Source organism: Xylanibacter caecicola, assembly GCF_013166515.1.
GTDB lineage: Bacteria > Bacteroidota > Bacteroidia > Bacteroidales > Bacteroidaceae > Prevotella > Prevotella caecicola.
The window spans coordinates 1-15,161 of the sequence record NZ_JABKKJ010000020.1; the positions used below are offsets into that span (position 1 = coordinate 1).

Annotated in this window: 11 protein-coding genes; 8 read left to right on the forward strand and 3 right to left on the reverse strand. The window is 47.9% G+C overall.

Annotated features, from left to right (window positions below; genetic code table 11):
- Window positions 1-136: 136 nt before the first annotated feature.
- Window positions 137-1,336 (reverse strand): lipid-A-disaccharide synthase, encoded by a 1,200-nt coding sequence (locus tag HPS54_RS10145; protein ID WP_172345342.1) that lies wholly within the window; start codon window positions 1,334-1,336, stop codon window positions 137-139.
- Window positions 1,333-2,109 carry a 5'/3'-nucleotidase SurE gene (gene surE / locus HPS54_RS10150; RefSeq protein ID WP_172345343.1) on the reverse strand — a complete coding sequence of 259 codons (777 nt, stop codon included), beginning with the start codon at window positions 2,107-2,109 and terminating at the stop codon, window positions 1,333-1,335. The genes HPS54_RS10145 and surE overlap by 4 nt, the downstream gene beginning before the upstream one ends.
- 155 nt (window positions 2,110-2,264) lie before the next feature.
- Here surE and HPS54_RS10155 point away from each other — a divergent pair, with 155 nt between their 5' ends.
- From HPS54_RS10155 to HPS54_RS10180, 6 genes are all read left to right on the forward strand, one after another.
- Window positions 2,265-3,029, forward strand: a complete 765-nt coding sequence (locus tag HPS54_RS10155; RefSeq protein WP_172345344.1) for a ParA family protein — start codon at window positions 2,265-2,267, stop codon at window positions 3,027-3,029.
- Between the two features lie 9 nt (window positions 3,030-3,038).
- Window positions 3,039-3,926 carry a ParB/RepB/Spo0J family partition protein gene (locus HPS54_RS10160; protein ID WP_172345345.1) on the forward strand — a complete coding sequence of 296 codons (888 nt, stop codon included), beginning with the start codon at window positions 3,039-3,041 and terminating at the stop codon, window positions 3,924-3,926.
- 15 nt (window positions 3,927-3,941) lie between these two features.
- The gene (locus HPS54_RS10165) at window positions 3,942-4,664 is read left to right on the forward strand and encodes a DUF5683 domain-containing protein (RefSeq protein WP_420907320.1); all 723 of its coding nucleotides are present in this window, start codon (window positions 3,942-3,944) and stop codon (window positions 4,662-4,664) included.
- 26 nt (window positions 4,665-4,690) lie between these two features.
- Complete coding sequence (locus HPS54_RS10170) at window positions 4,691-6,046, forward strand: lytic transglycosylase domain-containing protein (protein WP_172345346.1); 1,356 nt, start codon at window positions 4,691-4,693, stop codon at window positions 6,044-6,046.
- A 136-nt stretch (window positions 6,047-6,182) separates the two neighbouring features.
- Complete coding sequence (locus HPS54_RS10175) at window positions 6,183-8,450, forward strand: RelA/SpoT family protein (RefSeq protein WP_172345347.1); 2,268 nt, start codon at window positions 6,183-6,185, stop codon at window positions 8,448-8,450.
- A gap of 175 nt (window positions 8,451-8,625) precedes the next feature.
- The gene (locus tag HPS54_RS10180) at window positions 8,626-9,603 is read left to right on the forward strand and encodes a pectinesterase family protein (RefSeq protein ID WP_172345348.1); all 978 of its coding nucleotides are present in this window, start codon (window positions 8,626-8,628) and stop codon (window positions 9,601-9,603) included.
- Window positions 9,604-10,054: 451 nt separating this feature from the next.
- Here HPS54_RS10180 and HPS54_RS10185 read toward each other — a convergent pair whose 3' ends face one another.
- Complete coding sequence (locus HPS54_RS10185) at window positions 10,055-11,125, reverse strand: alpha/beta hydrolase (RefSeq protein WP_172345349.1); 1,071 nt, start codon at window positions 11,123-11,125, stop codon at window positions 10,055-10,057.
- Window positions 11,126-11,690: 565 nt separating this feature from the next.
- Between HPS54_RS10185 and HPS54_RS10190 the strand changes: the two genes are divergently transcribed.
- Together HPS54_RS10190 and HPS54_RS10195 are read left to right on the forward strand one after the other, a co-directional pair.
- A complete protein-coding gene (locus tag HPS54_RS10190; protein ID WP_172345350.1) occupies window positions 11,691-14,513 on the forward strand; it encodes a SusC/RagA family TonB-linked outer membrane protein in 2,823 nt (940 codons plus the stop codon).
- Entirely contained in the window at window positions 14,510-15,133 is a 624-nt protein-coding gene (locus tag HPS54_RS10195) for a sialate O-acetylesterase (protein WP_172345351.1), read from the forward strand. The genes HPS54_RS10190 and HPS54_RS10195 overlap by 4 nt, the downstream gene beginning before the upstream one ends.
- Window positions 15,134-15,161 lie beyond the last annotated feature (28 nt).

A 15,161-nucleotide genomic window follows, 5' to 3' on the forward strand; every position in this document is an offset into this window, starting at 1 on the left:
TGTTTTGTCAGTTAAAAACTTTGGCTCCGTCCTCTCTTGGGGGCGCGCCCCCAAGAGAGGACGGACAATACTCTGAAAGAGGTAATTCCTAAATCAAAATTTTGCACTTCGATTTGGAATCTTCACTTGAGATATGTCACGGACGCAGTTTCGCAACCATAATTCTTGCCGCATTCTCCGCAGCACCGGCATTTCCAAGCTTTTCCCTAACCTGTTCATAACCGCACATCATTTCCTCGCGTCCGTCTCCGCCGGGAAGTATTCTGCCAAGATTATGGCGGATGTTGTCCAGAGTGAAAGTGTCTGCCACCAGCTCGGGCACCACCTCATTGCCGGCAATAAGATTGACGAGCGATATATACTTTACCTTCAACACGTGGCGGCGTAAGAACGCGATGACTTTCGGTATGGGCGTCTCGTAACACACAACCTGCGGAACATCGAACAACGCCGTTTCGAGTGTCGCCGTACCGCTTGTCACAAGAGCCGCCACGGCATGCGACAACAGTGCGTAAGTCTCTCCGTAAACGACGCTCACCTTTTTGCCGTACACAAACCGGCGGTAATATTCCGGTGATATGCCCGGAGCCGCGGCGAGCACAATCTGATAGCGGTCGGCATAGGCATAGGCAGCCTTTATCATATCGGGCAGATTATCCTTTATTTCCTGTCTGCGGCTGCCGGCAAGCAGAGCTATAACGGGTCTGTCGCTACGCAACGGAAGAACCGATGAGGATGTCGTGCCGTTCTTGTCCGCGTCATCGGCAACCGAGCCGTTGATGCGCTTGACAAAATCGCCGAACGTCTCTTTGTAAGACATGCGGAACTGTGCCACCTCGTCTGCCGTAGGGTTGCCCACATAATTTATCTTATATCCGTGCTTATTCTCGTAGAAGTCAACCTCGAACGGCAATATGGAGAACATCTCGGACACATCGCGGCGTATGTTCTTTATCCTGTACTCTTTCCATGCCCATATCTTGGGCGATATATAGTAGTAGACCGGTATGTCCATGTGGTCTTTCACAAAGCGTGCAATGCTGAGATTGAAGCCCGGATAATCCACAAGTATCACCACGTCCGGCTGCCATGTGGCGATATCATCCTTGCACATTGCCATGTTGCGGAAAATTGTGCGTAGATGGAGCAGCACGGGGACAAAGCCCATATATGCCAGCTCGCGATAATGCTTTACACGTGTTCCGCCTGCGGCGGACATCATGTCGCCTCCGAAAAAGCGGAAGTCCGCATCGGCATCCTCTCTCTGCAGCGCTTTCATCAGATGTGAAGCATGAAGGTCACCGCTCGCCTCGCCGGCAATGATGTAATATTTCATAAGATAATGTTCTCCCAGTCTTTCAGCCTGTTCATCGTCTCATAGTCCGTCACGTCTATACGTGTAGGTGTCACGGCGACATATCCGTCTGTCAATGCGCGGTTGTCCGTGTCGGTGGCTTGCGGCTCGTCACTGGTATACGAACCCACGAGCCAATAATAGTCGTACCCCCGGGGATGGCGTGCCTTCACTACTTCATTGCCCCACGTTCCATGTGCCATACGGCAAATTTTCATACCGCGGAATTCGGTTGCCAAAGGGAAATTGACATTAAGGCACACGCCCATCGGCAGTCCCTCGGCAAGAACACGCTTCACTATCTCCCGTACATAGTTCCTCAACGGTTTGAAACAAGCCCGTGGATTATGGTCGCACAGCGAGAAAGCCACCGAAGGGATATACTTCATGCAACCTTCCATTGCCACGCCCATTGTGCCGGAATAGTGGGTGTTCACCGAACCGTTGTCACCATGGTTGATGCCGCTCAGCACCAGATCGGGCTTACGCGGGCATATCTCGCTCAACGCCAGTTTGACACAGTCCACCGGCGTACCGGTGCACGACCATATCTGCACTCCGTCGCTTTCTGCACGCAGAGTAAGCAACAACGGTTCCGTTGCAGAGAAGGCACACGAGAAACCGGAGCGTGCCGCATCGGGTGCACACACTATGACATCTCCCATGTCGCGGACATATTCTATAAGACTGTTTATTCCCAACGACTCATATCCGTCGTCGTTTGAAATAAGGATCAGCGGTCTTTTTTCATTCATAAATACTGTTCTTTAGTCCGCAAAAGTACTAAAAAAGGTATAATCTACCTATTTTCTCACATAAAATATGTAACTTTGCCGAAAAGTTTATCAGGCAAACGGCGTCATTACCTATAGCGTCTCGTTGCCGTTCAGTAGAATTTTAGCAAATTATAATGGGAAAAATCATAGCACTTGCCAATCAGAAAGGTGGCGTGGGCAAAACGACATCGACGATAAACCTTGCGGCATCGTTGGCCACATTGGAAAAGAAGGTGCTCGTAATCGATGCCGACCCGCAGGCAAACGCGTCCAGCGGACTGGGCGTAAGTGCCAAAGACGTGGACTGCTCGCTCTACGAGTGCATAATAGACAATGCCGATGTGCGCGACGCTGTATACACAACCGACATAGACGGGCTTGACATCATACCGAGCCACATCGACCTTGTAGGGGCGGAGATTGAAATGCTTAACCTCGACCACCGCGAACAGATACTGAAAAGAATGCTCGCACCGATAAAAGACGACTACGATTTCATACTTATCGACTGCTCGCCGTCGCTCGGACTGATAACGGTAAACTCGCTCACTGCCGCCGACTCCGTCATAATACCGGTGCAATGCGAGTATTTTGCCCTTGAAGGCATAAGCAAACTGCTCAACACCATAAAGATAATAAAAAGCAAACTCAATCCGAAACTGGAGATAGAAGGTTTTCTGCTCACCATGTACGACAGCCGCCTGAAACTGGCAAACCAGATATACGACGAGGTGAAACGCCACTTCCAGGAACTTGTATTCAAAACAGTGATACAACGTAACGTGAAGCTGAGCGAGTCGCCGAGCCACGGACTGCCCGTAATATTATACGATGCCGACTCTACCGGCAGCAAGAACCACCTGGCACTGGCAAAGGAAATCATAAACAAGAACAAATAACAGCATACAATGGCAATACATAAAAGATATGCACTGGGGCGCGGACTCGATGCACTTATATCCACCGAAGACGTGCGTCCGCAGGGAAGCTCGACAATAAACGAGATTCCGTTGGAACAGATTGAAGCCAATCCCAACCAGCCGCGACGCGAGTTCGACGAAGAGTCGCTGCAAGAACTTGCCACGAGCATAAGGGAGATAGGCATCATACAGCCGATAACGCTGCGGCAGGTGGCAGATCAAAGATACCAGATAATCGCCGGTGAACGCCGCTGGAGGGCATCGCAACTTGCAGGACTGACAGCCATACCGGCATATATCAGGACGATAAAGGACGAGAATGTCATGGAAATGGCACTCGTAGAGAACATACAGCGCGAAGACCTCAACGCCATAGAAATAGCACTGGCATACGAACATCTGCTCGCCAATACGGGCATGACACAGGAAAAGGTTTCCGAGCGCGTGGGAAAGAGCCGCACTGCCATAGCCAACTACCTCCGTCTGCTGAAACTTCCGGCACAGGTGCAGATGGCTCTGCAGAACAAAGAGATAGACATGGGGCACGCAAGGGCACTGCTTTCCATAGACAGCCCGTCGCTGCAGATAAAGCTGTTCAAAGAGATACAACGCAACAACTACTCCGTGCGCAAGGTGGAAGAACTTGTAAAACAACTGAAAAACGGAGAGGAAATAACAAGCGGAAAGAAACGAATATCGGGAGCATCGCAAATGCCTGAGGAGTTTACGGCACTGCGCCAACGTCTTTCCGACTTTTTCAGCACCAAGGTGCAGATGACATGCTCTGCAAAAGGAAAAGGGAAAATAAGCATTCCTTTTGCCAACGAGGAAGAGCTGGAGCATATCATGAGCGTTTTAGACAAGATGAAGGAATAACAACATATCCCGATTGTGAACAGATACATACCATACATGCTCAAAGTGGTGTTTGCCTTCATAATGCTGGCAACAGGTATGCCATGTCATGGGGCGGAGGAACAGACGGACAGTATCGTCTCCGTAACAGACTCTATTACAAAAGAGATATACAAGGCAGACAGCACGGTAACCGTAATGACGGTTGCAAAAGACAGTGCCGTTGTAAAAAAGATGAAACGCGACTGGGCTAAATGGAGCCCCGACCCCAAGAGGGCATTGTGGCTTGCCATAGTACTGCCCGGAGCCGGACAGATATACAACCGCAAATATTGGAAACTGCCCATTGTCTACGGAGGCTTTGTGGGATGTATTTATGCCATGAGGTGGAACAACCAGATGTACCGCGACTACTCGCAGGCATACATGGACCTCATGGACAACGATCCCAACACGCAGAGCTACAACCAGTTTCTGCATCTCGGCAACAAAATAACGGAAGAGAACAAGTCGCGATACGAGAACCTTTTCAAAAGGCGCAAGGACTACTACCGCAAGTATCGCGACCTGAGTATCTTCGCCCTCATCGGCGTATACGCCCTGTCTGTGATAGACGCCTACGTAGACGCATCACTGTCACAGTTTGACATATCCGAGGATCTCAGCCTTAAGATAGAACCGTCGGTCATCAACAACCGTTCGTCACTGAACCCCATAAAGTCTTCTTCATTGGGAGTCCAGTGCTCGCTTAATTTCTGACAACATTTTCTTTACAATAAAAAGATATGAAGATTAATATAAACAACAAACTTTTCATTACAATATTCACACTGCTCTTCGGAACAGGCAGTGCCTTACATGCACAGAGCGACGACAAAGAGATAACCGTAACAGACGAAGACGGCAAGACGGAACAGATAGACATTCCCGAGGCGATGAACCTCGGGGTGGACAGTCTGCTGCAACTGTATTATTCGCAGAACTACCTGCAGCCCGATGTAGACTGCAACTATCGCGACGTAAATCCCGAATATCCCAAGGAAGTGTATATAGAGCGTCTGGGCAGAATGCCCAATGTTATGGAGATGCCCTACAACGACATCGTGCAGAAGTTCATCGACCGCTATACCGGAAGGCTGCGTCGCTCGGTGAGCTACATGCTCGGTGCATCAAACTTCTACATGCCCATATTCGAAGAAGCGCTCGAAGCATACGGTCTTCCGCTCGAACTGAAATATCTTCCCGTCATCGAGTCTGCACTCAATCCCAAGGCGACATCGCATGTAGGTGCAGCCGGTCTGTGGCAGTTCATGGTGGCGACAGGCAAGCAATACGGTTTGGAGATAAATTCTCTCGTAGACGAGCGCCGCGACCCCATCAAGTCTTCATATGCCGCAGCACGCTTCCTTAAAGACCTTTACAAGATCTACGGCGACTGGAGCCTTGTCATTGCAGCATACAACTGCGGTCCGGAGAACGTGCGCAAGGCTATACAGCGCTCGGGAGGAAAGGCGGATTATTGGTCCATATACTCATATCTGCCGCGCGAGACCCGCGGATATGTCCCGGCATTTATCGCCGCCAACTATGCCATGAACTACTATTGCGAGCACAATATATGTCCGATGCGCACCAAGTTGCCGGCAAAGACCGACACGGTTGTGGTAAACCGCGACGTGCACCTGCAACAGATCTCGGATGTGTGCGGCATTGAACTTGAAGAGTTGCGCACGCTCAATCCCCAATATCGCCGCGACATAGTAAACGGAGGGACGAAGCCGTCGGTACTGCGCCTGCCTGCCACCGTTGTCAACACGTTCATACAGAACGAAGACTCTATATACAACCACCAGGCCGACCGTTTCCTTACACGCCGTTCGATAGTGGAGGTGCAGGACAACAGCAACCAGTATTCGGGCTACAACAGACGCGGAACATCATACAGCGGCAGCAAGAAGACGTATAAGAAGTCGCGCAGGAGCAAAGGCAAGTCAAGAAGAGCGAAGAGCGTAACAATCAAACCGGGACAGTCGTTGTCCGAAATAGCAAGAAAGAACCATACCACCGTGAAGAAACTGCAACAGCTCAACGGAATAAAAGGCAGCAACATACGCGCAGGCAAAAAGCTCAGGGTGAAATAATATCGTGTCCATGTCCGTAACCGGCGGCAAAGCCGGTCACACATACACATTATTATATACATGGTTAATTCTGAACAGATACTTGTTTAAATGACCCGCAACTTTCCATACGAATAACAAATACAGGCAGAACACTATGGAGGAACAAAGAAACACTGTTAACGAAAGAGAGACGGCAGAGGAAAAGTTGGTAAACGGCGCGTTTCAAAATCTGCTTGACAGTTATCTTGCGTCACGTCACCGCAAGAAAACGGACATTATAACAAAGGCATTCAACTTTGCCCGCCAGGCACACAAGGGAGTGCGCCGCCTGTCGGGCGAACCTTATATCATGCATCCCATTGCCGTGGCACAGATCGCCTGTTCGGAAATGGGACTCGGCTCGACGAGCATCTGCGCGGCACTGCTGCACGATGTGGTGGAAGATACCGACTACACCGTTGAAGACATCGAGAACATCTTCGGGGCAAGAATAGCCCTCATCGTAGACGGACTGACAAAGATATCAGGCGGAATATTCGGCGACCAGACATCGGCACAGGCAGAGAACTTCAAGAAGCTGCTCCTGACCATGAGCAACGACATCCGCGTAATACTGATAAAGATATGCGACCGCCTGCACAACATGCGCACACTCGATAGCCAGCCGGCAAACAAACAGTATAAGATAGCCGGCGAGACATTATATATATATGCTCCGCTTGCAAACCGTCTCGGACTGAACAAGATAAAGACCGAACTGGAAAACCTCAGCTTCAAGTTCGAACATCCCGAGCGTTATGCCGCCATAGAACACCAGTTGCAGAGCACGCAGGACTCTCGCGACATGCTCTTCGACAAGTTCACACAGCCCATACGCAAGGTTCTCGACGACATGGGAGTAAGCTACCAGATAAAGGCACGTGTGAAAAGTCCCTATTCCATCTGGCGCAAGATGGAGGCAAAGCATATCACTTTTGACCAGATATACGACATTCTCGCCGTAAGGATAATACTTACACCGAAGGATCGCAACAACGAGGTTGACGAGTGTTTCAAAATATACACCACGCTGTGCAAGATATACAAGTCGCACCCCGACCGTGTGCGCGACTGGATAAACACGCCCAAGGCAAACGGCTATCAGGCAATACACGTGACACTGATGAGCAGGCAGGGGCGATGGATAGAGGTGCAGATACGTTCGGACCGTATGGATGAAGTGGCGGAGCAGGGCTTTGCGGCACACTGGAAATACAAGGAAGGCAACGAGATAATGGAAGATGAGGGCGAGCTGAGCAACTGGCTGCGCACGATAAAAGACATTCTCGACGATCCGCAGCCGGATGCCATGGACTTTCTCGATGCCATAAAGATGAATTTGTTTGCGTCGGAAATATTCGTCTTCACGCCAAAAGGGGAAATAAAGACAATGCCGGCAGGCAGTACGGCTCTCGACCTCGCGTTTCTCCTGCATACCGAACTGGGAGTACACTGCATCGGAGCAAAAGTTAACCATAAACTTGTGCCTCTGAGCCACAAGCTCGACAGCGGCGACCAGGTCGAGATACTCACATCAAACTCCCAGCGTGTACAGCCGTCGTGGATGAATTTTGCCACGACAGCCAAGGCAAAGTCTAAGATACAGAGCATACTTCGAAAAGAGGGGCGCGAACTGCAGAAGAAAGGCGAACAGATACTGAAGGATTTTCTAAAGAACAACTCTATCGAGTTCACCCCGGCAGTGACAGACACACTGTGCGAGTTTCACAGCATAGACAAATACGACAGGCTGCTTGCCGCCATAGGAGACAGGTCTGTAATACTCGGCGAAAAGGATGTCGACGAGATAAACGGCAGACACAAGCCGGCGTCAGGCAGGAAATGGCGCAAGTATGTACCTTTCCTCTCCAAGGACAAAGGCAAGCAGGAAGAGAACAAACAGAACTACTTTATCGTTACCGAAGGCTTCAATCGTAAAAAGCCCGTATACATCACCGACGACAGCATAAACCAGTTTGTCTTCCGCCAGTGTTGTCATCCCATACCGGGCGACGACGTTCTTGGATTTATAGACCGCAAGAACCGCATAGAGATACACAAGCGTTCGTGTCCCGTTGCTTCAAAACTGAAGTCGGGCTACGGTAACCGCATCCTCGACGCCAAATGGGATATGCACAAGCGTCTTCTCTTCGACGCCACGATAGCCATACGCGGCATAGACCGCATCGGAATGCTCAACGAGGTGACAAAGGTGATATCCGAACAGCTCAACGTTAACATCCACAAGATAACGATATCCTGCGACCAGGGCATTTTCGACGGCTCGCTCGAACTGCTCGTACACGACAGGGACGACGTGAAAGTGATAATGAAGAAGCTCAAGGCGATAAAGGGGCTTCAGGAAATAAAGCAGACGGTATAGAAATAAGGAGTTAAAAGAAGTTACGGGTAGTTATGTGGCTGACGCCACAGAAGATAAGGGACAATAGCCTTGTTCCAAGCAACAGGACACACGTCTCCTATCTCCCCATTACCTCCCCCCTATCTCCTCATTATAAATTATTAATTACAATAACCTTAAAATATTAAGACCGACAATGAAAAAGTTCTTTACAATCATCGCGGCTCTCATGTGCGCAGTAGCCATGGACGCAGCCAATCCTTACGACAATCCTGATACGCTGGTCGTGTCGCGCGACGGCACCGGCGAGTTCCGCACCATTGACGATGCAGTGGAGGTTTGCCGGGCATTCATGGACTATCACAAGGTTATCTACGTAAAGAAAGGCGTTTACAAGGAAAAACTGATAATACCCTCGTGGCTCACGAACATAGAAATATGCGGTGAAGACGCGGAAAACACAATCATCACATACGACGACCACGCCAACATACGCATTCCGGGCACAGACCGCAAGATGGGAACTTTCCGCACATACACGGTAAAGGTGGAAGGCAACGACATCACGTTCAAGAACATAACGATAGAGAACAACGCCGCACGGCTCGGTCAGGCTGTGGCACTGCACACCGAGGGCGACCGCCTCGTATTCATCAACTGCCGCTTTCTCGGCAACCAGGACACGATATATACCGGCGTAGGCGGCACACGTCTATACTTCAAGAACTGCTATATAGAGGGAACGACCGACTTTATCTTCGGTCCGTCGACAGCATGGTTTGATGGCTGTACCATATACAGCAAGATAAACTCATACGTAACCGCTGCATCCACACCGGCAGACATCGCCTACGGATATGTATTCAACAACTGCCGTCTGACGGCAGCACCTGCGGCAGACAAAGTACACCTCGGACGTCCATGGCGGCCATACGCCCACACCCTGTTCATGAACTGCGAACTGGGCGGGCATATCGTTCCACGTGGCTGGCACAACTGGGGCAAGACTTCAAATGAACAGACCGCACGTTACATGGAATACAACAACCGCGGCGAAGGTGCCGGCACCGCACAGCGTGCGCCATGGAGCCGGCAGCTAACGAAAAAAGAGGCTGCCAAGATAACTATAGCAGAAGTGTTCAAATCGGACAGCAGCTGGATACCGGCAGAATAACGGTTACATCCGGCGTTCATACGTGCCTCACGTCAAAACAAAGTACGTTATATTACTTTGTAAAGTGCCGCACTTTACAGTCTGATATGCCTTGCTTTACGCTGTAAAGTGGCATACATAGCACTATAAAGTGGCGCACTTTACAAAGCCTGCTATTTTGACATGTTTTTTGTGCAAGAAAAATAAAATGCAAATCCTTTAAAATGGGGCATACTTATTTTATTATATGATGTTATATAAACCACAGTCACAAGTATCAAAAAGTGCACGGCAATATGTTCATATATATATCCGTTTCTTTATCAATTTCTGCCAAATAATGCCAAATCCTGACAATAGCTGCCAATTCCCGCCAACGGACATGCCGGAAGCATTATCTTTGCACTGAAACAGTAGCAGCCCGCTACTTTACGTGAAGTTCGATGTGATATCGAACTTCGTTTTTAAACGTTTATTTGAGATGCTTGTGAAAGAATGCTTCCATTTTGTCGAACGGAATTACGGTAAAATTGTCATAAAGGTCCGTATGACTTGCACCCGTAATAATCATCAGTTCCTTGTTGTCGCCCGTCAGTTTCTTGAACGCATCTTCACCGAAATAACGGGAGTGTGCCTTTTCGCCATGAATGATAAGCACTGCGTTTTCTATCTCGCCGGCACGGCTCATAAGCGGGAAGTTGATGAACGGAATTGCTTCGGTGGCGTTGCGTCCTTGATTGGAGTTGAGCGAGCGCTCGTGATATCCGCGCGGTGTTTTGTAATAGGCGTGATAGTCTTTAAAAAACTGCGGAGCGTCGGCAGGCAAAATATCCGGAACACCACCGCCCGGCTTAGGAAAACCATTTCGGAAATCCTCCGTGCGCTGTGCAGCAAGCTTTTTGCGGAGCGCGTTGCGTGCTTCGGCACTGTCATCGGCATCGAAATAACCGTTGGCATTTACCCGGCTCATGTCATACATCGTGGATGCAACTGTCGCTTTGATGCGTGGGTCGGCTGCTGCAGCATTGATTGCCAGTCCGCCCCAGCCACAGATACCGATGATGCCGATACGCCCGGGATCTACTTTGTCATTGGTTATAAGGAAATCGACGGCTGCCGAAAAATCCTCGGTGTTGATATCGGGTGATACCACATAGCGAGGTTCACCACCACTCTCTCCGGTATAAGAAGGGTCGAAAGCAATGGTTAGAAAACCGCGTTCTGCCATTGTCTGTGCATAAAGTCCTGAGGCTTGTTCCTTGACAGCACCAAACGGTCCGCACACTGCGATTGCCGGCAGTTTGCCTGATGTGGCATTCTTAGGTACATACATGTCGGCAGCCAGCGTGATGCCATAGCGGTTGGTAAATGTAACTTTGCTGTGATTCACCTTGTCGCTTTTGGGAAACGTCTTATTCCATACGGTAGTCAAATTAAGATATTCCATATTCTTTTCGTTATTTAAATTACTCGTTCTTTTGCCGGTTGCTCCCGTGATAATTATAGTACATATCACAAATAGCGCGATTAATCTCCTGTTCATAAATTTGTAGTTATTGAAGTCATCTCAACTTTTATGATGAATAAAAATCTTAACCTTTTATATCTTCTAAATCCAATCTTCACCTTTCTTTTTGGTCTGTTTTTACCCTTTCATCGGTCGAGTAGCCCGCTACACTCTCTCTTCAAGTGCAAAAACACCCTCAAAAAATAAAGGCAAATATTGAATCTCATAAAAGTTTAGATGACTTCATTATATTTTTTTGTATGCTGCAAAATTAATGCGTTATATCTTATAACCCGATACCTGTTTTACGGACGTAAGTACCCCGATTACGGATTTTATTATGACATGGAACGACATGATATCAGATTTCTACAGTTAAAGCAAATTAATGAAGAGTATGGTGCTATGTATTCACATCAACAGATTAGAATTCTTTTATCAGTTATTTATAGTAAATGTTTAAAATGCTTGTTATAAAGGCTTTGACATATTTTTACAAATCTCAGACACAATATTGTAAATAATGTAATATGGAATAATATATCTTTGTGGCGAAAATCAATAACTAATCCATGAATCTAAATATTAAACAACAAATGATATGGTAAAAATTGCAACAATCTTATTGACCGCTACCATTTTTACGTTCACGTGCGAACCGTCTGTTTTTGCAGCGGTTCAAACCACGCAGCAGGTAAGCCAAAGCCGTGTGGTTACGGGACAGGTGGTAAATGAAAACAATGAACCTTTGATAGGTGTTACCGTTAAGGTGCCCGGTGGGAAAGAAGGAACTGTTACTGATGTAAACGGAAAGTTCTCAATGAAAATGCCTGAAGGCAGAAATTCTCTCAGCTTTGAATATATCGGGTACTCAAAACAGACAGTATCGGCAAAAGGAAAGAGAAACCTTGTCGTCGTGATGAAGGAGACATCGCAACATCTTGACGAGGTTGTGGCAATCGGTTACGGAGTACAACGCAAGTCTCATCTTACAGGCAGTATAGCAAAGGTTAAGACCGATGACCTTGAAGACCTTACTACTGCTCGCCTTGACGAGGCACTGCAGGGAAAGGCGGCAGGTCTGCAAGTACTTAATCTTACATCTGAATTGGGTGCCGATCCCGATATCATTGTGCGCGGTACATCATCATTCAGCGCCAGCAGCCAGCCGCTTATTGTTGTCGACGGATATCCTTACGAAGACGGTATCGATGCCATAAACCCCGGAGATGTCAAGAATGTAGAGATACTTAAAGATGCTGCCGCATCTGCCATCTACGGTTCGCGTGCTGCCAACGGCGTTATACTGATAACGACAAAAAGCGGCGAAGCCAACAAACCACAGTTCTCATTCAAGACAAAATTCGGTACACGTAGTGTTTATAAGTATTATGATATGATGAACACAACGCAGTATATTAACCGCCGTCTTCAAGATTACGCACTAACGGGACAAACATTAGGAACCGCAGACATCGCACAGTACATACTTGCACAGAACAGAGAGACCGACTGGCAGAAAGAGGCCATACAGGACAATCCTTATTATATACAGGGAGATCTGTCTGTAAGTGGCGGTAACAATAGAATGAAATATTACGTATCGGGTGCGTATAACCATGATATGGGTATTCTTAAGAAGAATTATTATAAGCGCTTTAATGTAAGGGCACGTATTGATGCTGATCTTACGAAGAATATAAAGCTCGGCGTCAACATTGCCCCAAGTTATACAAAATCTGAACGTCCCGGAACTAACTTCATGGGTTTTGTACGCCAGCCGTCGTGGCTCCCCGCGAAGCATGATGAGTATACGGCAGCGATAACAGGGCGCGAAATAGGTGAATATGCCAAAGGTGCACATTTCAGCAACTGCACATATACGGGTATCAATCCCGAGACAGGCGAGGAGGTGACCGTAAAGGCTACTCCCTGGAACTCGAACAACAGCAACCCTCTATGTACACTGGATAACACTTCGCAGCCAATAGATCAGTACCGTATGCAGCTGCAAGCATATATGGAGATATTGCTGATGAAAAATCTCAAGTTCAGAACAGCCAACAGCTTCAACTATAACTATCAGGAGTCGACACAATACCGCAATGAGGGTGCCCGGTCAGACTCAGATCCGAGCCGTGCATATTATTCAAACAGCAAGACGGTGCGTCTTTCATCGGAGAATACGTTTACCTATGATTACCGCTATGATGACATCTTTACGCTCAATGCACTGCTTGGTTCGTCTATATATCAGAATACAACTACAAAGGCGGGCATCCTTGGTTTCGATTTTGCCACAGACTTCATACACTCATTAAGTGCAGCAGGTCGTATAGACCAGTATGAAGGAAGCGCATTGAGAACGGGAACGTGGAAGAGTGATGACGCCATGGCTTCATTCTATGGTCGTCTGAACTTCTCGCTTCTTGAACGTTATCTCCTGTCAGGAACGCTTCGTGCCGACGGCAGTTCTAAGTTTGGACAAGACAAACGCTGGGGTTGGTTCCCGTCGATAGCTGCCGGCTGGCGCATATCGGAAGAACCGTTCATCAAAGGAAAGGTAAAATGGCTCGACCAGTTCAAGTTAAGAGTAAGCTATGGACTTACCGGAACAAATTCAATATCAAACTATGCGAACACCGACTTGCTTAATTCGGCGCCATACGTGCTCGGTTCCGGAAACGGAACAGTGGTCAACGGCTTTGCCAACAACTCCACATCGCTTGGTAACAGATTGCTGCAATGGGAACAGACAGGCGAGTTCAATATCGGTTTCGACCTTTCTATAATCAAGAACCGCATAAATCTCTCGTTCGATTTCTATAATTCTCAGACAAAGAGTCTTTTATATCAAAAGAGCATAAACAGCGTATCAGGTTACAACAAAGCATGGACAAACGAAGGAAAGCTTAGAAACCGCGGTATAGAAATAGAATTGAATACCTTTAATATAAAGACAAAACAGTTCAGATGGACCTCATCTGCGAATTTCTCTCTTAACCGCAACAAACTTCTTGACTTGGGAGGTCCGAAAGAACAGATTACGCTCGGAAGCTACAAGGAGTACTATATAGCACGTGTCGGTGATCCTCTGATACAGTTCTACGGTTTTAAATCCATCGGAGTTTGGAAAAATCAGGAAGAGATCGACGCCAATCCGCATCATACATCCGACCGTCCCGGCGGTATAAGAGTGCTCGATGCCGATAATAACGGTATCATAGACGATAACGATCGTGTGCCGTTGGGCAATCCTTATCCCGACTTTACATGGGGATTTAGCAACGAATTCAAATACAAAAACTTCGATTTGTCGTTCCTTTTGCTTTCTATGTTACAATCCAACCGTTTTCCTCATATTAACATAAGTTTAACACAAGTCTATGCCGGGGCAAAAGCGACAGGAGCAATTGCACGGTGAATATAAAAACATCGTGGAACAACAAAGAATATAAGGTAAAGACCGACGGTGACGGCAGATGGGAAACTGATATCTCTACTCCCGTTCATGGCGGACCATATATTATAATGCTGTCCGACGGCGACGAACTTACTATCAGCGATGTGATGATAGGCGAGGTGTGGCTGTGTGGCGGACAGTCGAATATGGCGATGTTTGTTGGCGGACGGTATGGAGAAGGTATATATGGTAACCTTGATGCGATAATGACCGGCGACAATGAAAATATAAGGATGTTTAGCGAAAAGGTCAGGCAGAGCAGCACCCCTCTCGATGACTGTGACGGCGGCTGGCTGAAGGCATCGTCGGAAACGGTGCCCGGGTTTTCGGCAGCGGCATATTTTTTTGCCCGCAAGCTCAATCAGGTGCTTGATGTGCCGGTAGGCATCATCAATTCGAGTTGTGGCGGTTCGCGTGTGGAGTCATGGATGATCAAAGAGAGTCTTGAGCCTTATGCCGATATGGAGAACATAGTCAAACCTTCCATATTGTACAATGGCATGCTTAGCGCTATAATAGGTTATGGTATAAGAGGATGCCAATTCGGTAGGACTTCCCGCCTCTTCTTTCAGAACCGATGATTGGTAAAAAATTAAAATACAAAGTAAA

Bases quoted from the DNA above. Each gene is read 5' to 3' on its own strand.
- HPS54_RS10145 (WP_172345342.1), bottom strand. From the start codon at position 1,336: ATGAAATATTACATCATTGCCGGCGAGGCGAGCGGTGACCTTCATGCT.
- surE (WP_172345343.1), bottom strand. From the start codon at position 2,109: ATGAATGAAAAAAGACCGCTGATCCTTATTTCAAACGACGACGGATAT.
- HPS54_RS10155 (WP_172345344.1), top strand. From the start codon at position 2,265: ATGGGAAAAATCATAGCACTTGCCAATCAGAAAGGTGGCGTGGGCAAA.
- HPS54_RS10160 (WP_172345345.1), top strand. From the start codon at position 3,039: ATGGCAATACATAAAAGATATGCACTGGGGCGCGGACTCGATGCACTT.
- HPS54_RS10170 (WP_172345346.1), top strand. From the start codon at position 4,691: ATGAAGATTAATATAAACAACAAACTTTTCATTACAATATTCACACTG.
- HPS54_RS10175 (WP_172345347.1), top strand. From the start codon at position 6,183: ATGGAGGAACAAAGAAACACTGTTAACGAAAGAGAGACGGCAGAGGAA.
- HPS54_RS10180 (WP_172345348.1), top strand. From the start codon at position 8,626: ATGAAAAAGTTCTTTACAATCATCGCGGCTCTCATGTGCGCAGTAGCC.
- HPS54_RS10185 (WP_172345349.1), bottom strand. From the start codon at position 11,125: ATGAACAGGAGATTAATCGCGCTATTTGTGATATGTACTATAATTATC.
- HPS54_RS10190 (WP_172345350.1), top strand. From the start codon at position 11,691: ATGGTAAAAATTGCAACAATCTTATTGACCGCTACCATTTTTACGTTC.